Source organism: Streptomyces sp. NPDC058632 (assembly GCF_042717095.1).
Taxonomy (GTDB): domain Bacteria; phylum Actinomycetota; class Actinomycetes; order Streptomycetales; family Streptomycetaceae; genus Streptomyces.
In genome coordinates this window covers 13,814-33,418 of record NZ_JBHXQZ010000013.1, presented here as the reverse complement: position 1 = coordinate 33,418, position 19,605 = coordinate 13,814, and the positions used below count along the sequence as shown (strand labels likewise).

Genomic DNA, 19,605 nt, shown 5'->3' with positions numbered 1-19,605 from the left:
CGGACTGCCGACCCGGCAGGATGCGGGGCCGACGGCCGTCTCAGCTCAGGACGGTTTCCCAGGTGTCGACGGCGAAATGGGTCGTCATCCCGTGGCGGTCGTACAGCCGGGAAGCCCCGGTGGCGTTCGCGGTGTCCACCCCGAGCCCGACGGTGTCCCGGCCCCGTGCCGCGAAGGCCGCGAAGGCGTACCGGAGCAGGAAACCACCCAGGCCCAGGCCGCGGGCCCCGGCCAGGACACCGAGGCTGGGGATCCACCCCATGGCCTCCCTGTCGTTGCGCGCCAGCAGGAACCCGGCGTCCCCCAGCTCGTCGGTGGAGACGATCCACACCAGGGACCAGTCCAGCGCGTCGGCATCGACGTCGTGCAGCCACTGGTCGTACGCGCGCGGCTGGAAGTCGAAGTGGTCGGCGAAGGACGCCTGGTGGAGTGCGTGGACGCGAGCCCGGTCCTCCTCGGCGCCGCAGTTGCGTATCCGCATGCCGGCGGGTACCTCGGGCACCACGTCCTGTGCGGGGTCCAGCGGACGGTGCTTCACGTGATATCGCCGTACGACCTGCCAGCCCCGCGTGAGAAGCAGCTGTGTGTCGAGGGTGGGCGTCACGTTGAGGTGGAGGTGGACCACGGCTCGCTCGGCGCCGTTCTCCCGTGCCTTCTCCAGCGCCCTGGCCTCCATCACCTCCAGCAGGTGCGCACCGGGCCGCTGATGGCCGGGCAGCACGTAGTGGTCGATGTCGATGCGGTCGCCGCCGGACTCGTCCCACAGCAACCCGTAGGCCACCAGCACGTCCCCGTCCCACACGAGCCACGAGTCGCGCTCCAGATCGGTCCCGGGGTGCTTCAGGTCGGCCTGCACAGTGTGCAGGTCGGTCTCGGGCCGGCCGATCTCGATCTCGTCGACCTTGTTGAGCAGTTCGGTGATGGCGGGCGCGTCCGTGAGCGCGGCAGGCCGCAGGGAGTAGTGCATGACAGCCAAGGGTCCGGAAAAGAGGCGCGGGCCGCAATGGCTTTTCCGGCTGGCACCCGCGCCGGGGGAGGGGGTGGGGGCCGGCTCCTACGCCTCCGTCGTGGGCCGCTTCACCGGACCCGGCCCCTTCGGTCAGGACCCTGACGAGACCACCGTGGAGCGACTGACGTCAGTGGCGCGTGCGCTCCGGAAGACGGCGGATCGGTGGCGTGGGCGGCCCGGCCGTACGGGGGCGGCTGACGACAGCACCACGCGTGTGCCGCGCCAGGCGCAGTCCGCCGGACGAGAGTGTGAAGACGAGCCTGCCTGGGGGACGCGTGCCGACTGCCGGCGACCATTTTGATTGCCAGGCGTCTCCCGGGTTAGACGACGACGCGAGTCCGCAAACAGCGCGAGTCAAGCGGAGGACGTCCTCGCCCGGATCGCCGACCAGCCCTGGTGCGACGGCGCCACCGGCATGATGGGCCTGTCCTGGGGCGCGTTCGCGGCGCTCCAGGTCGCGGCCCGGCAGCCGCCGAGCCTGCGGGCGATCGTCATCGCCTCCTTCACCGACGACCGCTACGCCGACGACATGACTACATGGGCGGCGTCATGCTGTCCGACAATCTGGCCGAGGCGGGCACCATGTTCGCCTACGCCACCTGTCCGCCCGATCCGGCCGTGGTCGGGGAGCGCTGGCGCGAGATGTGGCACGAACGGCTGGAGAACACCCGGCCATGGGTGGTGGAGTGGCTGCGTCACCAGCGCCGAGACGAGTACTGGCGGCACGCCTCGGTCTGCGAGGACTACGAAGCCGTGCGCTGCCCGGTGCTCGCGTCCAGTGGGTGGGCCGACGGGTACTCGAACGCGGTGATGCGGCTGCTCGGCCATCTCGATGTACCGCGCAAGGAGCTGATCGGGCCCTGGTCGCACAAGTTCCCGCACCTGGGCGAGCCAGGCCCGGCCATCGGCTACCTCCAGGAGGTCGTGCGCTGGTGGGACCACTGGCTCAAGGGAGCCGACAACGGCGTCATGGACGGCCCGATGCTCCGGACCTGGATGCAGGAGAGTGTGCCGCCCTCGGCATCGTACGAGGAACGGCCGGGCCGTCGGGTCGGCGAGCCGAGCCGGCCGTCGCCGAACGTCGAGCGCGTGACGTACCCGCTCACCCGGCACCGCATCGGCGCACCGGGCGACACTGCGGCGAAGCCTGCGGGCGGCGACGGGGAGAGGGAGCCGATGGCGGTGCAGTCCCCGCTGTCCGTCGGCCGGTTCGCGGGCAAGTGGGCCTCGTACAACGCGCCTCCGGACCTCCCGTACGACCAGCGTGAGAAGGACGGCGGCTCGCTGGTGTTCGACACCGAACCGCTCACCGAACCGGTGGAGATCCTGGGCCCTGTCACCGTCGAACTGGACGTGTCCGTCAGCGAACCGGTCGCGATGGTCGCCGCGAGGCTGTCCGACGTGGCGCCGGACGGCAGCGCCACCCGTGTCTCGTACGGTGTCCTGAACCTCACCCGGCTCGACGGCAGGGCCGACCCCGAGGCGCTGGAGCCCGCCCGCCGCTACCGGGCCACTGTCGACCTCAACGCCGTGGCGCAGTCCTTTCCGTGCGGACACCGCATCCGGCTGTCGCTCTCCACGTCGTACTGGCCCCTGGCCTGGCCACCGCCCCGACCGGTGCTGCTGAGCGTGTACGAGGGGGCCAGCACGCTCACACTGCCCGTCCGTTCCGTGACCACGCCCGACGGGCTGCCACACAACGCGTTCGGCGAGCCGGAGGGCACCCCGCCGCTGGACGCCACTCAGCTGACGGGCCCGGAGGAGCGCCGGCTGCTCACGCGTGACCTTGTCGGATACAACGCCGAGCTGGAGATCGTCAAGGACCGGGGCCTGGTCCGCTTCGAGGACATCGGCCTGGAGGTCGGCCGCCGGGCCGGCGAACGCTGCGCCTCCGTCGCCGAGGACTTCACGTCCGCCACCGGTGAGGCCACCTGGACCATGCGCTTCCGGCGCGACGACTGGGATGTGCGGGTGGAGACGCACACCCGGCTCACGTGCGACGAGACACAGTTCTTCGTGGACGCCACCCTCGACGGATACGAGGGCGGGCGCCGTGTGTTCTCCCGCACGTGGAACGAGACCATCGCCCGCGACCTTCTCTGACCTGCAGGCCGAGAGGGAACCGACAGGCACCGCCGGTGGCCGGGGCAGCGGAGTGCCGCCGGCGGGCGTCGAGCACCTCGCCCATGCTGCGCGAGCTGCTCGACCCGCCGTCGGGATCGCCCTGGGTCCGCGGCCCGGTCGTAGAACATCCGCAGTACCCCGGGCTCGTCATTGCCGGCGGGCACCGTCCTGGGTGACGCCGGTGGCGACGACGACGGCCCGGGAGGCGATGCGGGCCTTGACCAGGTGTGCGCCGCGCTGCCGAGCGATCCCGCTGCCGCCGCACCGTACGAAGGGACCGGGCGTACTGCGGGTGTGAGAGACGCGATCGCATGGATGCTGTCTGCGAGGATGGAGTGCATGGATGTGCGCAGCAGGAACCACGTGACGGTGACCGGACGGGTCGGCGGGCCGGTGGTGGTGCTGGCGCACGGGTTCGGCTGCGACCAGAACATGTGGCGTCTGGTGGTGCCGCTACTGGAGCGGGACTTCACCGTGGTCCTCTTCGATCACGTGGGTGCGGGGAATTCGGAGCTGTCGGCTTGGAGCCGGGAGCGCTATTCGTCGCTGGAGGGCTATGCCGACGATGTGCTGGAGCTGTGCCGGGAGCTGGGGCTCGGCCCCGTCACGTTCGTGGGGCATTCGGTGAGCGCGATGATGGGGGTGCTGGCCGCCGCGCGGGAGCCCGAGGCGTTCGCCGGGCTGGTGCTGCTCGCCCCCTCGCCGTGTTTCATCGACGATCCGGAGGCCGGTTACCGGGGCGGGTTCAGCGCCGAGGACATCGATGAGCTGCTGGAATCGCTGGACGCGAACTACCTGGGCTGGTCGGGCGCCATGGCACCGGTGATGATGGGCAACCCGGACCGTCCGGAGCTGGGTGAGGAGCTGACCAACAGCTTCTGCCGCACCGACCCGGACATCGCCCGGGTATTTGCCAGAGTGACGTTTCTGTCCGACAACCGGTCCGATCTCGCGGTGGTGAAGGTACCGACGTTGGTCGCTCAGTGCTCGCGTGATGCGATCGCCCCGCCGGAGGTGGGCGCGTTCGTGCATGCGCAGATACCGGGAAGCCGGCTGGTCACACTGAACGCGACGGGGCACTGCCCCCAGCTCGCCGCCCCGGAGGAGACCGCCGCAGCGATCGCCTCGTTTGCGGGAGCCACCGGGTGATGTGCAAGATCAACGACGGTGAAGAGGGCGGTCCGAAAGGAGAGCGTGGGCCGGCGGATGAGTCGGCGCAGTTCTCCGCGCTGCTGGAGGACAGTGCCGAGGACCTGTACGAGCACGCGCCCTGCGGCTACCTGTCCACCCTGCTGGACGGCGGGATCGCGAAGATCAACACCACCCTGCTGGCCTGGCTCGGTTACGAGCGCGGTGACCTGGTGGGCCGCAAGTATTTCTCCGACCTGCTGACCGTCGGCGGCCGGCTCTACCACGAGACCCACTTCGCCCCGCTGCTGAGGATGCAGGGCGAGGTCAGCGGCATCGCTCTGGAACTCAGGGCCGCCGACGGCTCCCGCCTGCCGGTCATGGTCACCTCTACGGTCAGAAAGGGCAGCGACGGGCAGCCCCTGCTGATCCGCACCACCGTTGTCGATGCCCGCGACCGCCGGGCTTACGAAGAGGAGCTGCTGCGTGCCCGCAAGGAAGCCGACCAGGAGCGCGACCGCCTGAAGCTCCTGGCTGCCACCCTGCAGAAGACGCTGCTGCCGCCGACGCTGGCCAGCGTGCCGGGTCTGGACGTGGCCGCGCACTACCACATCGCCTCCGTCGACGAGGTCGGCGGCGACTTCTACGACCTCTTCCCCCTGGCCGCCGGCACCTGGGGACTGTTTCTGGGCGATGTATGCGGTAAAGGCGCCACTGCCGCGGCCATCACCTCCCTGGCCCGCTACACCCTGCGCGCCGCCGCCGTCTACAACCCCGACCCGGCCGCTGTCCTCGCCAACCTCAACACCGTCCTGAACCACGAGCACAACGGCCACGACCCCCGCTTCTGCACCGTCGTCTTCGGCCTGCTCACCCCCGAGACCGACCGGGGAGGCTTCCGCGTCACGCTGGCCAGCGGCGGGCACCCCCCGGCCCTGCTGATGCGCGCGGACGGCACCGCCGACTTCTTGCCCACTCCCGGCGGGCAGCTCATCGGTGTTCTGCCCGATGCCGACATCGCCACCACCACCGTCCACCTCGCCCCGGGCGACACCCTGCTCCTGCACACCGACGGTCTCACCGAAGCGCGCATCGTCGGCGGCGACGAGGACCGGTACGGTGACGACGCCCTCCTCGACTTCGGCCGCGCTCTCGCCCCCACCACCGCGTCGGATGCCGTCGGCGCGGTCCGTGACCTGCTCGACACCTTCGGCACCGGCGTGGACGACGACACCGCCGTCCTGGCCCTCCACGTGCCCCGACCCCTCAGTGAAGAGCAGCAGCGACCAAGCACCTGACCCTCGACATGCGCACCACCACAGCCGGAGCGGTCGTCGAACCGACCGGGGACCTGGACCATCACACAGCACCCGAGGTCCGCGCCACGCTGCCCGGGCTCGACCTGCGTCCAGGCCGGCAGCTCACCTTCGACCTCGGCGGCCTCACGTTCTGCGACTCCAGCGGTATCGCTGTGCTGATCGCCGCCCGCAACCACGCCCTGGCAGCCGGCTCGACCATCGCGCCGGCCGCGGTCCCCGACCGTGTCAGCCGGACCTTCCGCATCGTCGGCCTGGAACAGGTCTTCCCCGCCCACCCCACTGCCCAGGCCGCCGAAGCCGCCTGGCATCCCACCACAAGCTGACCGCGGAACACGTCATCCGCGACCCGGTAAGCAGTGCGCATCCTGCCGGGTGCAGGCTGGACGCTCACCGCCGAGCGGCAAGGCCACGCGCCGGGCCCGGCGGTACGCACCCGCGGGCGAAGATCCTTTCAGGTGACGGGCGACAGCCGGGTCGGCGGGGCACCGAGGAGGAGCGCAGTGGCGGTGCCGCTCTCCACCCGTGGCCTTCGCTGGGGGAGTGACCCGTTCGTACCAAGCCTGATGGCGCCCGGCTCTTTCCGCGGGTGAGGGTGAACACGACAGCTGTTCGGTTGCTCCACCAGTTCACCCCCCCCGCTAAGGAGTCCTCGATGTCCGAACGCAACACCCTTATGCGCAGCCTGCACGACGTTGGGCTGGCAGCGTGGTTCGGTGGGTCGCTGATGGGTGCCGTCGGCCTCAACGGCGCGGCCGAGTCCGAGGGCGGATCACGGACGGCCACCGCTCGGATCGCTTCGTCCGGCTGGGCGAAGTGGACGCCGGTCAACGCCGTGGCCATCGGTATCCACCTGTTCGGCAGCGGCGGCATGCTGGCCGCGGACGCTCCCCGCGTCGCCACCCAGCAGGGCGCGGCCGCCGCCACGCTCACCAAGACCGTCGTCACCGGCGCGGCCCTGGCCGTCACCGCCTACTCCCGCGTCCTCGGCAAGCAGGTCGAGCTGGCCTCCTCGGACGACCCCGAGGACGTCGAGAAGGCGGCCAGGCACCCCATCGACACCGACAAGGCCCAGCGCCGCCTCGTCTACGCGCAGTGGGCGGTACCGGCGCTGACCGGCTGCCTCGTGGTACTCAGCGCCCTGCACGGTGAACAGCAGCGTTATGCCGGGCAGACGCAGGGCATGTGGCAGCGGGCCCGTTCGATGTCGTCGCACATGCCGTCGGCCTCCGACTGGTGTTCCACGCGCTGAGCACGCCCCGGGGTCCTACGGGCCTCCCGCGCCCCCGCCGCGTGTGCGGTGGGGGCCTCTCCCGGCTCCGCCCGGCGCGGTCCCTCGGAGCGAAGTGATGAACACGGTCGAGTTGCTCCTCGACCAGGAGACGGAACGCAGGGTCCGGCACGTCTGGGAGCATCTGGCCGCGCGAGGAGAGCCCAGCCAGAGGCACCACGGTCATCCGACGAACCGGCCCCATCTGACACTGGCGGCGGTCGGCTCCCTGACCGCGGCAGCGGAGGAGGAGCTACGGGGGCGGTTGGGCGGCCTGGACTGTCCCGCCGTCCTCGACGGCCTCGTGCGCTTCTCCGGCCGCACGCACGTGCTCGCCTGGTGCGTCCGGCGCGCTCCCGAACTCCTCGCCGTACACGCCGCCGTCCACGACGTGCTCCTCGCCACGGGATGCGAGCCGGACCACCCCCTGCTCCTGCCGGAGACCTGGCAGCCTCACATCACCCTCGGCCGCAGCCGCCGACCGGCGTGGAACGTGCCGGACGACCAGCTTCTGCCGCCCGACCTGCATGACAGGCCCGTGCGCGGCCGCTTCGTCACCGCACGCATCTACGACTCGCTCACCCGCACCGTCACCTCACTTCCGCCCGAGTGAGAACCGCCGGAGACCGCCGGTTCAAGGGCGTGACATGCGCAAAAGCAGGGAGTCCAGTGTGTGCGGCATCGTTCGGGTGGCGTCCGCGATCACCGCAGCGTCCTTGACGTCGGTTTCGCCTCGCCCGGATACAGGTCGGCGATCCGCCGCACGGCAAGGCCCGGCAGGTGGGAGACCTTGCAGCCCGCGTCCCGGGCGACCAGCTCGCCGTTTGTGCGAGTTCTACCAGCACTCCACTGCGATCTGCGCCCAGCGAGCCCAGCGCACGAGCCGACCCCTGCCCCTCCTCACCATGTGCCTGAACTGCCCTAACGCGCGCCGCTCCAGCGTCCATCTGCCCCGACTGGCCACCGCGCGTGCGCAGGCCCAGCGCCCGCTCTGCACGCCGGGCGGCCTGTCCCGCCTCCAGACCGCCGCGCCGACCACCCACATTGCCGAACTGCGCCCCATCACCGAAGACCCCGCACATGACCGACCCGTCGGAGCTACGCCTGCGGCACGCACCGGAAACCGCCGACGTTCCCTCACGGTCGGGCATCGACCAGACCATCGTGCATGCCTTCGAGCAGATCATGTCCAAACACCCCGAGCGCACCGACGGCCCCTTCACCATCACCGCGCTGTGCATCGAGGCGGGCATCCCGGGCGCCACCTACTACCGCCCACCGTGGCGAAGGCCCTCACCGTACTTCCACAAGGCCGCCGGTCTCAGGGAGTTCGCCGCCTCACAGGACTGGCCGGCCATCCACTACCTGCGGCCCTACGCACCCGACCTCAACCCCGTCGAAGACGCCTGGTCCCTGCTCCGGCGCGGCTGGCTGTCCAACATCGCCTTCACCACCCCGAGCACCTCATCCAACGCATCCGACGGGGCATACGACGCATCCAGTACCGCGGCGACCTCATGGACGGCCGCCTCGCCGAGACCGGTCTGATCACCGGACCCACCTGAGCGACCCGGCGACATCACGGGTCCAACCTCGGTAACGGCGACCGTCCTCGGCACCATGACGACCTTCGAGCCGGCGCGGACGGCGCACTGAGGGGGGTACATGGCATGGCGACACCCCGTCAGGACTCCACGCGCTCTGCCGAAGGTCCCGGACTGCAGTGATGATGAGTTGACCGCAAGTGATCCTGGCGACTGCGCACCCTTGCCCCTCGGCAGGCGGACGTGTGGTGGAAGGAGCCCACGTTGTTGCTTCTCATCTCTCCGGACAGCGTCGAGGAGGCTCTCGACTGCGCGAAGGCGGCGGAGCACCTCGACATCGTCGATGTCAAGAAGCCCGATGAGGGCTCGCTCGGTGCGAACTTCCCGTGGGTCATCAAGGCGATCCGCGACGCGGTCCCGGCGGACAAGCCGGTATCCGCCACGGTAGGGGACGTACCGTACAAGCCCGGCACAGTGGCCCAGGCGGCGCTCGGTGCGGCTGTCTCCGGAGCCACGTACATCAAGGTCGGCCTCTACGGATGCACGACGCCTGAACAGGCCGTCGATGTCATGCGAGGAGTCGTCCGGGCGGTGAAGGACTATCGACCGGACGCGTTCGTCGTCGCTTCGGGGTACGCGGACGCCCACCGGATCGGTTGCGTCAACCCGCTCGCACTGCCCGACATCGCCCGCCGTTCCGGTTCCGACGGGGCCATGCTCGACACCGCGATCAAGGACGGGACACGGCTGTTCGACCACACTCCGCCGGACGTCTGCGCGGAGTTCGTGCGGCTGGCCCATGAGGCCGGTCTGCTCGCCGCCCTCGCAGGCAGCGTCAAGGTCGGCGACTTGGGCGAGCTGGCCCGCATGAGCACGGACATCGTGGGAGTGCGCGGGGCGGTTTGCGAGGAGGGCGACCGTAAAGCCGGCCGGATTCAGTCGCAGTTGGTGGCCGCCTTTCGGATGGAGATGGACCGGCATGTCCGGGAACACGCAGCCGTCGTCGCCACGGGCTGACCGTCGGCATGGCGGCAAGGCCTCCCTGCGGCGCGCCCGGAACCCACGGAGGGCACTTCGTTGTGGTCGATCCGGCGACGGGCGAGGGCTTTGACGCGGCTCCCGACCGGCAGCCGGCCGAGTTGGACGCCGTCGTCGACCGGGCCCATGCCGCCTGGCGCGGCTGGCGGGACGACCCTGTCGCCCGTACGACCGCGTTGCTTGCGGCAGCCGATGCCGTGGAAGCGGCCGGGGCCGACCTCGCGCCACTGCTCACCCGTGAACAGGGCAAGCCTCTGGCCGAATCGTACGCCGAGGTCGCTCGCACGGCCGCCCGTCTGCGCCACTTCGCCGAGATGGATTATGGACCTCAGCGGATCGCGGACGGCCGCCCGGTACGCAGCGAGATCCGCTGGCGACCACTCGGGCCCGTCGCAGCGATCGTCCCGTGGAACTTTCCTCTCCAGCTGGCATCGGCGAAGTTCGCGCCGGCACTCGCCGCAGGTAACACGATGGTGCTCAAGCCCTCCCCGTACACGCCCCTCGCCACACGGCTGCTGGGGTCCGTCGTCTCCGCCGCCCTCCCTGAGGACGTACTGACGATTGTCACGGGCCACGAGCCCCTCGGCGCCCGCCTCGCGTCCCATCCGGGGATCCGCCACGTGACCTTCACCGGTTCGATCCCCACAGGGCGGGCCGTCGCGGAGGGGGCGGTGGCCTCGCTCGCTCGGGTCACCCTGGAGCTGGGCGGCAATGACGCCGCGATTCTGCTGGAGGACGTGGACGTGGAGGGGATCGCGGACCGGCTGTTCTGGGCGGCGTTCCGCAACTGCGGGCAGGTCTGCATGGCGGTCAAGCGTGTCTATGCCCCGGTCCGGCTCTATTCCGAGGTGGTCGAGGCGCTCGCACAGCGTGCGAAGGCCACTGTCGTCGGTCCCGGGCTCGACCCGGACTCCCAGCTGGGGCCGGTCAACAACGCCCGGCAACTGGCCCGCGTAGAGCGCTACACGAACCAGGCTCTGGCAGACGGTGCTCGAGTTGCGGCCGGTGGCTGCCGACTGGACCGGCCGGGTTACTTCTTCGCTCCGACGATTTTGGCCGACGTGCCGGCCGACAGCCCGGTGGTGACGGAGGAGCAGTTCGGTCCGGTCCTGCCGGTGCTGCCGTACGTGAGCCTTGACGAAGTCGTCGAGGCCGCCAACAACACCGGTTTCGGGCTGGGCGGCTCGGTATGGGGGGCCGATCTCGACCGGGCCGAGGCGGTGGCCGACCGGCTGGAGTGCGGGACTGCGTGGATCAACCATCACGCCGAACTGTCCCTCGCCCAGCCCTTCGCGGGTATCAAGGAGAGCGGTGTCGGTGTCGCGGGCGGACCGTGGGGGCTCTACGGAAATCTCAGACCGTTCGTCGTGCACCGCCCGGAGGAGGCACGACCGTGAAGTTCGGCGCGGCGGTACTGCGCTCGTACGAGAGCCCTTTCGCCATCGAGGAGGTGACCCTGGACGCGGGACCGGCCAATAGCGAGGTCCTGGTCCGCATCGCGGGCTGCGGGATGTGTCGGACCGATCTCGCGGTCCGGCGTTCGGTGGGCCGTTCGCCGCTGCCGGCGGTGCTCGGCCACGAGGGCGCCGGGGTCGTAGTGGAGACGGGAGGCTCGGACACGGGGCTGAGCGTCGGCGACCATGTCGTGCTGAGCTTCGACTCCTGCGGACATTGCCGTAACTGCGTGGGCGCGGCTCCCGCCTACTGTGACTCCTTCGCCTCGCTCAACCTGTTCGGAGGGCGCGGGGAGAACGCGGCGCGGTTCATCGACACGGCTGGGAGCGAACTGGCTCCCCGGTGGTTCGGCCAGTCCTCGTTCGCCGAGTACGCGATGGTCCTGGCCCGCAACGCCGTCCGGGTCGATCCCTCACTGCCCCTCGAACTGCTCGGGCCGCTCGGCTGCGGCTTCCTCACCGGCGCCGGGGCGGTTCTGAACTCCTTCGGCGTCGGTCCCGGCGACACCGTCGCTGTCTTCGGCGCGGGAGCGGTGGGCTTGGCCGCGGTGCTGGCGGCCACGGCCGCAGGGGCGGTGACCGTGGCCGTCGACCGACATCCCGAACGGCTGGCCCTCGCCGAACGGTTCCACGCGCTCCCGCTGCACGCCGCGTCGCCCGACCTGCCCGGCCACATCCGGCGACTGACCGACGGCGGTGCGCAGTACGCGCTGGACACCACGGGTTCCACCCAACTGATCAACGACACGCTCCGGGCCCTGCGCCCAACCGGTCACCTCGGGCTGGTGGCACGGCTCCACACCACGTTGCCACTTGAACCGGGGGCACTGGACCGAGGCCGGCGAATTTCCCACATCTGCGAAGGGGACGCAGTTCCCGGACTTCTGATTCCGAGGCTGACGGCATTGTGGCAGGCCGGATGCTTTCCCTTCGACCAGCTGATCCGTACGTACCCGCTCACCGATATCAACGAGGCCGAACGCGACTGCGATGCGGGCCGCGTGGTCAAACCCGTCCTGATTCCGGAGAGCAGAAGCTGATGCGTGAGCTCTTCGACGCACGCCGCTGCCTGTCCGATCGGCTCTGCCCGACGGCCATCTGACGTCCATCCGGCTGTTCGGCAGCGTCTTCCGTCTCTCTTCTCATGATCTCGCATTTCCCAAGGAGGACACATGGCCGGCACAGCGCAAGAGAACCCCGGTGCGGGAGGTGTGGACGGAGGAGTCGGCGTGACTGCCCTCATGGTCGCTGCGGCACGGGCTATCGAGACCCACCGCGTAGACAGCCTGGCACAGGATGTCTACGCGGAGCACTTCGTGCTCGCCGCATCCGCGTCCGCAGGCTGGCCTGTCCGGATGCACCAGGTTCCGGACGGGGACGCGAACCCCCTGTGGGGGCGCTTCGCGCGTTACTTCGGTCTGCGCACGAGAGTCCTCGACGACTTTCTTCTCCGATCGGTGCAGGCTGGCGCACGCCAGGTGGTCCTGCTCGGCGCAGGACTGGATTCCCGGGCGTTCCGGCTCGAATGGCCTGCGGGCTGCGTAATCTTCGAGATCGAGAGGGAAGGCGTGCTGGCGTTCAAGCATGATGTGCTCAGCGGCTTGTCAGCCACTCCGCAGGCGGCGCGCGTACCGATTCCGATCGATCTGCGTGCCGACTGGGTGGGAGCACTGACCGACGCCGGCTTCGACGTGACTGCACCGGCAGTGTGGCTGGCGGAGGGGTTGCTGTTCTACCTGCCCCGCGCCGCCGAGATCCATCTCATCGACACGGTGGACCGGTTGAGTACGGGCGGGAGTGCTCTGGCCTTTGAAGTCAAGATCGAGAAAGACTTGCTGGAGTATCGCGACAGCCCGCTCTACACCGCGACAAAAGAACAGATCGGCATCGACCTGCTGAACCTTTTCGACGGAGAGCCGCGGCCCGACTCCGCCGGGGATCTGGCGGACAAGGGCTGGTCCGCGTCGGTCCACACCCCCTTTGAATTCGCCCGGCGGCACGGACGCGGCCCGCTGCCCGAGCAGAACGACGCGCTGGAGGGCAACCGGTGGGTGTTCGCGAATAAGCCCTCGGTGTAATGCCGCGCCCCGGATGAGAGTCGCGAAAGGGCCGGTCTCACCCCGGGATTGACGGTTTCCCTTCGTGCTTCCGCACGAGGCGCTGAAGCACGGCGTTCGGTTGTCCCGCCCGCCGGACCGTCGTCCGGCGCGCGTCCGGACTGATCCCCCGAACGCCCCGACAAGACACTGAGCTGTTGCCAACCCGCTTGGAGTGCTGACCGGTTGGCGCGGAGGTGGCGTTGGAGAGGAGGTGAAGCTCCTGACAGGCGGGTTGTTGGCCAAGATCAACCTGCCCGTCCGGAACTTCATGTGTTTGTCCACCCGTCGGGGATCGATCTGTCCAGCTCGACGCTGCACCACCCGGCCCGTCTGCTGTCCGCCCGGCGCCTGGAGTGCGGGACGCGTCGGCGCCGACTCACCGCGGACCGGGAGGCTCTGCTGGTGCTGGCCAATCTGCGCTGCGATGCGCTACGTCGCAACCGCTCATCCCGAGAAGTGCGTCCGGCCACTTCGTCGGCCCAACCGTCGGATCCGGTCCCAGGAGAGGTGGGCAAGCCGGGCGGAGGCTGTCTCAAGGACCGACCGGTGTCGGAGTCGGGCGTTATGGTGCGGCCCCGTGGACACCGTCGATCTTGACTATCGGGCCCGGACGCTCTCCGGCTGTGTTCCTCCGCATCTGGTCTGCCGACTCTTCGAGCTCGGTCACGCCGAGGAGGTGGACCTCCTGGCCGGCCGCTGTACTGCTTACTGTGCGCACAGAGACCGGACGCCACTGCGACACCCCCTCGTGCCGCCGGCGAAGCATCGAACCGTCCTGTGCCGTCGGACTGCTCGCCGAGATCCGCGAACGCCGGGGTCTCATCGGCCAGACTGTTGCCCTGCTGCACACCCGAGACACCACCTCGGTCAACAACCGAGGCCGACTGGCCGACTTGTTGGCCCGGCACGGCCGGATCGAGGAGCCGCGGACCTACGCAGTGACCAATACCACGGGCACGCCGCGCAGCGTCTCGCGGAGCTCCTGGAGGAGCAGGGTGACGTGGAGGGTGCGATCGCCGTGTACCGGCAGCCGGGCGACTCGCCGGTCCGCAGGTACCACGGGGTCGCACAGCTCGCACATCTCCTGGTGCGGCACGGTCGGGACGACGGGGGATCGAGGTTTTGCGCACACTCGCCGACTCGCCCGACGGTGCGGAGGACCGGATTGTCGACATACTGCCTTCATCGACGCCATTCACGTGAAGATCCGGGCCCTGTCTCACACGCGGTGGTGACAGAGCGTCACCGCTGATGTGCCTGGTCCGAGCTCCGAGGAGAGCAGTCGCAGACGCGCCGTCGAGCGGGACGAGCACGGTGTCGACGGTCGCGTCACCCGTGCTGGTCCGGGAGTGTTACTGCCAGCCACGACAGCTACTTACCATTACCGCCGCATGTGAGACAGGGCCGTTCGTTTGACAGCCCCCTTCGTCTGCCACGGGGGAAGACCCGGCACGGGCATGCTGTTACGTCCCGGGCCGGTGCTCGCGCTCAAGCCCATGTTCATCACGGACGGCCACGACGAGTGCCGGCACGGCCCGGACGGTTGGACCCTGCGCACCATCGATGGCAGCCGTGCACGCGGAGCGTCCCGTCGCCACCACTGAGGACGACCCGGTGAGTCTCGCGCTTCCGCGAGGTGTGCGCCCGTCTTGCGCCCGTGGCGAGTGCGGCCCGTCGACGACGGCGCCGCACCGCGAAGGGCCGTTGCTAGGAGGCCTTGCTCAGGGCGGGATCGGTGCGCCAGACGATGGCGAGTTCGGACAGTGGTACGCCAAGTACCTCGCTGAGCCGGACGACAGTGCCGAACGCGGGCGTCGGCAGCCGGCCGGTCTCGATCTTGCGGAGGGTCTCCGGCGAGATCTCTGCCGCCAGGGCCACTTCGACGGGGCTGCGTCCGGCCCGGGCGGAGCGCAACGCGGCCCCGAGGCGTCGGCCCGCCTCGATCTGTTCGGGGGCGAGCGGATAGCGAACCATGCGCACATGCTAGAGCCGCAGGTGTCCGGCGGCAACCACCCCCCTGGTATAAATATACCTGCCAGTGCCCCGGAGAATCGAGGACCGCAGTGATCGAGCACAAATCTCCCCAAGACATCGAGCGTATGCACGTCACTGGACGGTTCGTCGGCCAGGTGCTGGCCGAGCTCGCTGACCTCGCCGCAGTAGGGGTCAACCTGCTGGACCTGGAGCATCACGCTCGCCGCCGGATCAAGGAGCGCGGCGCGGAGTCCTGCTATTGGGACTACGAGCCCTCGTTCGGCAAGGGCCCGTTCCGCAACGTGGTGTGCCTCTCGGTCAATGATGCCGTGCTGCACGGATTGCCGCACAGCTACAAGCTGCGCGACGGGGACCTGCTGACCATGGATATGGCGGTGGGCATCGATGGCTGGGCCGCGGACTCGGCCCACTCCGTCGTCGTCGGCACCCCGGCCGAGGAGGACCTGCGGCTGATCGAGGCCACCGAGGTCGCCCTGGAAGCCGCGATCAAGGTCGCCCAGCCGGGCAACAGGCTCGGGGACATCTCGGCGGCCATCGGCGCGGTTGCCGCCGAGTACGGCTACCCGGTCAACCTGGAGTTCGGCGGTCACGGTATCGGCCGCACGATGCACGAGGACCTGCACATCCCCAACGACGGTCGTCCTGGCCGCGGTTGGAAGCTGCGTCCCGGCCTGACGATCGCGATCGAGCCCTGGTTCGCCGCTGGCACCAACAAGATCGTCTACGATCCGGACGGCTGGACGATCCGATCGGCCGACGGCTCGCGCACCGCTCATTCCGAGCACACGGTTGCCATCACCGAGGCCGGCCCGCTCGTGCTCACCCGGCGCCCTCAGAGCGATAAAGGGCTGGAAGACCAGCGGAAACCATCGACGACCGGACGCTGACCTGGGCTTCATCGAGGATGAAGCCCAGGTGGCCGACGCCACGGCGACCGCGGTGATCAGCTGCGAGCGGGGCCGAGTTCAGCCGCCGGGTGGTCGGCTGGTCGATCGCCGACCACATACGCACCGGCTTCCGCAGAGATCGCGACGCACAGTACGCGTCGGAGCACACGGTCGGCTGGTCTGCGGCGGGCCCGGTTGGCGTGCCGCGTGCTTGACGGCTGCTTCGACCGCCAGGAGGTCATGCCCGGATTCTGCGACGTACGCGGCGATCGCTGCCGTCAGCTGGGACCTTACGGTGGTCGGCGCCGGACCGGCCGGTGCCGCCACCGCCCTGAGCGCGTCGCGCGCCGACCCGGGCCTGCGCGTCGCCCTCCTGGACAGGGCGTACTTCCCGCGTTCGTGTGCTGCGCTGTCGCGGCAGCGAGGGGGGCATATGCGGGGTTGCATCAGTTGCTGCGCCCGATCCTGGCGCTCGCGTCCTTACTTCCGGCACGTCAACATGCCTCGGTGTTGGGGATGCTCGGTCTTGACGCGGCGGGTATGACGGCTCTGCTGCGCAGGGTGCTGCCGAACTCCCGCAGGACCCGCTGGTCGCGGCTCTCGTCGCCTCGCTGATCGTCGCCACCCTCGCCGCCGCCGGGAACGGCAGGCCGACCGTGACGAGCGTGAGCCTGACGGGTCAACGGCCCTATGTCTCGCTGACGTTCACCGTCCACGCGGTCGGTGTCGATCGCAACGACCACGTAGCCGCGTTCGCGCGGTCGCTGCACACAGGTGAAGGCGACCGGTCGGACGCCGAACTCTATTCAGGATCGCTCAGGCCCGACGACATGGGCGAGGTGGACCAGAAAATAACCATTCCGCTCACGCTGCCGAAGAACGCCACACATCTGACGATCAACGTGTCCAACAGCGGAGACAAAGGCAAGAGCCATTGCACCACCCGTTCCCCGACCGCTCCTGCCTGTGTGACGGTGAAACCGCCATGAGCTCCCGAGCCCTCCCTTTGAATGGTGGACACGCTGAAACCGGATCGGGAAGGTCACCTCGAAGCCGAGAACGGTGTAGAAGTCGAGGACGGGATGGAGGATCCGGCAGGTAAGGATCGGAAGGGTCTTCTCGCCCACGCACCCCGCCATGGTCAACTTTGACCATGGCGGGAGAGGGACAGGGGTGGAGTGGGCGCCAGGCCGTCCCTCAGATGGACACCGCGACGGCGTCGAACGTCGCCTCTGGCGTCTGCGGGCTGGTGAAGCGGGCGTCGACGAGGCAGCGGTGGTTGCCGTAGCGGGCGGCGTTCGCGGGTACGTCGAAGCGCGGGTCGGTGATCGTGGTGCGCGGGGTGGCGGTGGCGGCCTTGGCATCGAGGTCCCACACGCTGACGAGGTTCATGCGGTTCTGCACGACGTACAGGGTGTGGCCCATGCGGAACCCGAGCCCGTCACCGTTGACGACCTCCTCCGCGCCCGTCAGGGCGATCGTGGTGACGTACCCGGTCTTGAGGCTCACGTTGTACAACTGGCCCGCACTGAGCGCCGTCTGCCGACAACGGGTCAGAGCACGCCCGTCGGGGGTGGCGACGAGGCCGTCGGCACTGTTCCCAGTGGGCGCCTGCACCCACTCGCCGGTGAGTGGCAACGCAAGGACGTCACCGTCGTGGCTGCGCGGCACCCCGGTAGAGGACCGCGTCGCGGGAGTCGGTGAACCGGGCGCGGTCGCGGAACAGAACGGCGTCGTTGATGAAAGGGGCGGCGTTGTCCGTGAACGTCACCTTGTCGCAAGAGGCGTTCTCGCAGGACAGACGCCGCACGTTCAGCTCGATCAGCATGGGACGACCGCCCAGCGACGCATCGGCAAGTCGTCCGACATAGCGGCTGTGACACCACCCGCTCGGTCTTCCACAGCCCGTACACGGTGCCGGAACAAGTGACCGCGTACGCGCATGGACAACTACCACTGGTCCGGAGCCGTCGACCGAGGAGACCGGCACGCCCGCCAAGTGCGGTGACGAGTCCGGTAGTTCAATTGAACACACTCAAAGGCTGCCCGTCATGCGGACCAGTCGACCCTGGCGCTCCCGAGGTGATCTCGGACTACGGGAATCTTGCCAGAGCCGCGTTCACGTGTACGTTGACACACGACCTGCGCGCGGCCCGCCCCCACGGGATCATCAACACCTTGGCCGCGGCCGATCTGCGCTGCTGGGCGGCCCCGGGTAGGCCGGATCATTCCGGAAACACTCTTCAGGCGACTCCCGAACGGTTTGGAGTTCGCCGCCTGCTCCGTTCGAGCGATTCGCCGGGAGCGGGTGCCGTTGCGAGCGGTGAGCGCTGGGCCGCAGCGTGATGATCGAGCAATGCGCATGCTTGCGGAACGAGAAGGCCGTGGCCGATTCACGAAGGTGATCGGTAATGGGCCAGTCAGGCCGGTAGGGGACAGCTGTGGCCGAGCGTGAGCCGGCGCCTGACAAGGCCAGGGTGGACCGGTCGGAAGGATTCGGAGAGCGGTTGCTGGGGGTGCTGCTGGACCGGGCGCACGAGATGCCGCCGCAGTTGGTAGCTCCGTTGATCGCGGAAGAAGTGGCCCGGGTCGGTGGACGCGGGGTCTCGATCCTCCTGCAGGACTATGCGCAGGAGTTCCTGATGCCGCTGCCGGGGAGGGGACTGCTGGTCGGTGAGCCCGAAGTGATCGGTGACTCCGCGGCGGGCACGGCTTTCCTGCGGATGGCCCCGGTCGAGGTCCCGCAGACCGACAGCGTTCGGATGTACTTGCCGTTGCTGGACGGCAGCGACGAGGTGGGGGTGATGGCTGTCACCCTGGACACCGTCGATGACGACGACCGGCGTCTGCTGCGCAGGCTCGCCGGCCTGGTCGCCGACATGCTGGTCACCAAGCACGCCTACACAGACCGGTTCTTCCAGGCCCGGCGCCGCGAGCCGATGAGCGTGGCCGCGGAGATGCAGTGGACTTTGCTGCCGCCGCTGTCGATGTCCGTGCCGCAGGTCGAGGTGGCCGGCATCCTGGAGCCCGCCTACGACATCGCCGGCGACAGTTTCGACTACGCACTCAACGACGACATCCTGCATGCGGCCGTGATTGATGCGATGGGCCATGGCCTGGACGCGGCCACGATGGCGACCGTCGCGGTCGGCGCCTACCGGCACGCCAGACGCGCCGGCATCAGCCTTGCCGAGAAGTACGCGTTCATGGACCAGGCCATCGCCGAACAGTTCGGGCCCGACCACTTCGTCACCGCACAGATGATGGACTTGGACATCGTCACCGGCCGCCTGCAATGGGTCAACGCGGGCCACCCCGCACCCCTGCTGATCCGCACCCACGAGGTCGCCCGCCAGTTGGAAGGCCTCACCACCCTGCCCGTCGGCTTCGGCGGTCCACCGCCCCAGATCAGTGAATACACACTCCAGCGGGGCGATCGAGTGCTGTGCTACACCGACGGCCTGATCGAGGAGCGCGGCGAGGACGGGCAACCGTTCGGAGAGGAACGACTCATCGCCTGCGTCAACCGCGTCGAGCACACCCAGGAAGGACTACGGACAACAGCGCTCCGGCTCTCCCACACCCTCAAACAGGAACGCGGGGCGACCAGCGATGACTCGACCCTCTTCCTCATCGAGTGGCGCGGTCGCGCGGCCGACCACCTCGCTGTCCTGGAATGAGCCACGCTCACGAACCAGCTCGCGCATGCCGCACCGGACACCAACCTCGCATCGGACGATG

The 19,605-nt window shown here is 69.2% G+C and carries 17 protein-coding genes and 4 pseudogenes; 16 read left to right on the top strand and 5 right to left on the bottom strand.

The annotated features are described in order from the left end of the window. Positions 1-40 precede the first annotated feature (40 nt). A complete protein-coding gene (locus ACFWVE_RS07710) occupies positions 41-967 on the bottom strand; it encodes a GNAT family N-acetyltransferase (RefSeq protein WP_384009256.1) in 927 nt (308 codons plus the stop codon). Between the two features lie 400 nt (positions 968-1,367). Between ACFWVE_RS07710 and ACFWVE_RS07705 the strand changes: the two are divergent. From ACFWVE_RS07705 to ACFWVE_RS07680, 6 genes and pseudogenes are all read left to right on the top strand, one after another. Next, positions 1,368-3,112: pseudogene (locus ACFWVE_RS07705) on the top strand (CocE/NonD family hydrolase); the annotation flags it as partial. Between the two features lie 360 nt (positions 3,113-3,472). Beyond that, positions 3,473-4,282 (top strand): alpha/beta fold hydrolase, encoded by an 810-nt coding sequence (locus tag ACFWVE_RS07700; protein WP_384009254.1) that lies wholly within the window; start codon positions 3,473-3,475, stop codon positions 4,280-4,282. Next, on the top strand, positions 4,282-5,559 hold the full coding sequence (locus tag ACFWVE_RS07695) for a PP2C family protein-serine/threonine phosphatase (protein WP_384009252.1): 1,278 nt from the start codon (positions 4,282-4,284) through the stop codon (positions 5,557-5,559). The genes ACFWVE_RS07700 and ACFWVE_RS07695 overlap by 1 nt, the downstream gene beginning before the upstream one ends. Before the next feature lie 8 nt (positions 5,560-5,567). Then, a complete protein-coding gene (locus ACFWVE_RS07690; RefSeq protein ID WP_384009250.1) occupies positions 5,568-5,903 on the top strand; it encodes an STAS domain-containing protein in 336 nt (111 codons plus the stop codon). Positions 5,904-6,232: 329 nt separating this feature from the next. Then, a complete protein-coding gene (locus tag ACFWVE_RS07685; protein WP_384009248.1) occupies positions 6,233-6,829 on the top strand; it encodes a hypothetical protein in 597 nt (198 codons plus the stop codon). Positions 6,830-6,926: 97 nt separating this feature from the next. Beyond that, complete coding sequence (locus tag ACFWVE_RS07680; protein WP_384009246.1) at positions 6,927-7,460, top strand: 2'-5' RNA ligase family protein; 534 nt, start codon at positions 6,927-6,929, stop codon at positions 7,458-7,460. Positions 7,461-7,505: 45 nt separating this feature from the next. On the opposite strand, the pseudogene ACFWVE_RS07675 reads toward ACFWVE_RS07680, so the two are convergent. Next, positions 7,506-7,660 (bottom strand): annotated as a pseudogene (locus ACFWVE_RS07675) (transposase); the annotation flags it as partial. Positions 7,661-8,152: 492 nt separating this feature from the next. Here ACFWVE_RS07675 and ACFWVE_RS07670 point away from each other — a divergent pair. The 7 genes and pseudogenes from ACFWVE_RS07670 to ACFWVE_RS07640 form a co-directional block, all read left to right on the top strand. Next, positions 8,153-8,412, top strand: a pseudogene (locus tag ACFWVE_RS07670) (transposase); the annotation flags it as partial. Between the two features lie 243 nt (positions 8,413-8,655). Continuing rightward, the gene (locus ACFWVE_RS07665) at positions 8,656-9,408 is read left to right on the top strand and encodes a (5-formylfuran-3-yl)methyl phosphate synthase (RefSeq protein ID WP_384009244.1); all 753 of its coding nucleotides are present in this window, start codon (positions 8,656-8,658) and stop codon (positions 9,406-9,408) included. 8 nt (positions 9,409-9,416) lie between these two features. Then, entirely contained in the window at positions 9,417-10,826 is a 1,410-nt protein-coding gene (locus tag ACFWVE_RS07660) for an aldehyde dehydrogenase family protein (RefSeq protein ID WP_384009243.1), read from the top strand. Continuing rightward, entirely contained in the window at positions 10,823-11,923 is a 1,101-nt protein-coding gene (locus ACFWVE_RS07655; RefSeq protein ID WP_384009241.1) for an alcohol dehydrogenase catalytic domain-containing protein, read from the top strand. The genes ACFWVE_RS07660 and ACFWVE_RS07655 overlap by 4 nt, the downstream gene beginning before the upstream one ends. A 132-nt stretch (positions 11,924-12,055) precedes the next feature. After that, positions 12,056-12,961 (top strand): class I SAM-dependent methyltransferase, encoded by a 906-nt coding sequence (locus tag ACFWVE_RS07650; RefSeq protein WP_384009239.1) that lies wholly within the window; start codon positions 12,056-12,058, stop codon positions 12,959-12,961. 291 nt (positions 12,962-13,252) lie between these two features. Continuing rightward, positions 13,253-13,405: pseudogene (locus tag ACFWVE_RS07645) on the top strand (IS5/IS1182 family transposase); the annotation flags it as partial. Between the two features lie 1,034 nt (positions 13,406-14,439). After that, positions 14,440-14,586 (top strand): hypothetical protein, encoded by a 147-nt coding sequence (locus tag ACFWVE_RS07640; protein WP_384009237.1) that lies wholly within the window; start codon positions 14,440-14,442, stop codon positions 14,584-14,586. Positions 14,587-14,689: 103 nt separating this feature from the next. Here the strand turns inward: ACFWVE_RS07640 and ACFWVE_RS07635 are convergent, their stop codons facing one another. Continuing rightward, positions 14,690-14,956, bottom strand: a complete 267-nt coding sequence (locus ACFWVE_RS07635; RefSeq protein ID WP_384009236.1) for a helix-turn-helix domain-containing protein — start codon at positions 14,954-14,956, stop codon at positions 14,690-14,692. Positions 14,957-15,045: 89 nt separating this feature from the next. On the opposite strand from ACFWVE_RS07635, the gene map reads away from it, so the two are divergent. Further along, positions 15,046-15,864, top strand: coding sequence for a type I methionyl aminopeptidase (map, locus tag ACFWVE_RS07630; protein ID WP_384009234.1), 819 nt, complete (start codon positions 15,046-15,048; stop codon positions 15,862-15,864). 665 nt (positions 15,865-16,529) lie between these two features. Continuing rightward, the gene (locus tag ACFWVE_RS07625; protein WP_384009232.1) at positions 16,530-16,853 is read left to right on the top strand and encodes a hypothetical protein; all 324 of its coding nucleotides are present in this window, start codon (positions 16,530-16,532) and stop codon (positions 16,851-16,853) included. Between the two features lie 208 nt (positions 16,854-17,061). Here the strand turns inward: ACFWVE_RS07625 and ACFWVE_RS07620 are convergent, their stop codons facing one another. Both ACFWVE_RS07620 and ACFWVE_RS07615 read right to left on the bottom strand, forming a co-directional pair. Next, positions 17,062-17,502 (bottom strand): hypothetical protein, encoded by a 441-nt coding sequence (locus ACFWVE_RS07620; protein WP_384009230.1) that lies wholly within the window; start codon positions 17,500-17,502, stop codon positions 17,062-17,064. Between the two features lie 10 nt (positions 17,503-17,512). Further along, on the bottom strand, positions 17,513-17,821 hold the full coding sequence (locus tag ACFWVE_RS07615; RefSeq protein ID WP_384009358.1) for a transposase family protein: 309 nt from the start codon (positions 17,819-17,821) through the stop codon (positions 17,513-17,515). Between the two features lie 520 nt (positions 17,822-18,341). Here ACFWVE_RS07615 and ACFWVE_RS07610 point away from each other — a divergent pair. Next, positions 18,342-19,544, top strand: coding sequence for a PP2C family protein-serine/threonine phosphatase (locus ACFWVE_RS07610; protein ID WP_384009228.1), 1,203 nt, complete (start codon positions 18,342-18,344; stop codon positions 19,542-19,544). Positions 19,545-19,605: the final 61 nt, after the last annotated feature.

Excerpts from the sequence above, each read along its gene's own strand:
- ACFWVE_RS07710 (WP_384009256.1), bottom strand. The coding sequence starts at position 967 with ATGCACTACTCCCTGCGGCCTGCCGCGCTCACGGACGCGCCCGCCATC.
- ACFWVE_RS07700 (WP_384009254.1), top strand. The coding sequence starts at position 3,473 with ATGGATGTGCGCAGCAGGAACCACGTGACGGTGACCGGACGGGTCGGC.
- ACFWVE_RS07695 (WP_384009252.1), top strand. The coding sequence starts at position 4,282 with ATGTGCAAGATCAACGACGGTGAAGAGGGCGGTCCGAAAGGAGAGCGT.
- ACFWVE_RS07690 (WP_384009250.1), top strand. The coding sequence starts at position 5,568 with ATGCGCACCACCACAGCCGGAGCGGTCGTCGAACCGACCGGGGACCTG.
- ACFWVE_RS07685 (WP_384009248.1), top strand. The coding sequence starts at position 6,233 with ATGTCCGAACGCAACACCCTTATGCGCAGCCTGCACGACGTTGGGCTG.
- ACFWVE_RS07680 (WP_384009246.1), top strand. The coding sequence starts at position 6,927 with ATGAACACGGTCGAGTTGCTCCTCGACCAGGAGACGGAACGCAGGGTC.
- ACFWVE_RS07660 (WP_384009243.1), top strand. The coding sequence starts at position 9,417 with ATGGCGGCAAGGCCTCCCTGCGGCGCGCCCGGAACCCACGGAGGGCAC.
- ACFWVE_RS07650 (WP_384009239.1), top strand. The coding sequence starts at position 12,056 with ATGGCCGGCACAGCGCAAGAGAACCCCGGTGCGGGAGGTGTGGACGGA.
- ACFWVE_RS07640 (WP_384009237.1), top strand. The coding sequence starts at position 14,440 with ATGCTGTTACGTCCCGGGCCGGTGCTCGCGCTCAAGCCCATGTTCATC.
- ACFWVE_RS07635 (WP_384009236.1), bottom strand. The coding sequence starts at position 14,956 with ATGGTTCGCTATCCGCTCGCCCCCGAACAGATCGAGGCGGGCCGACGC.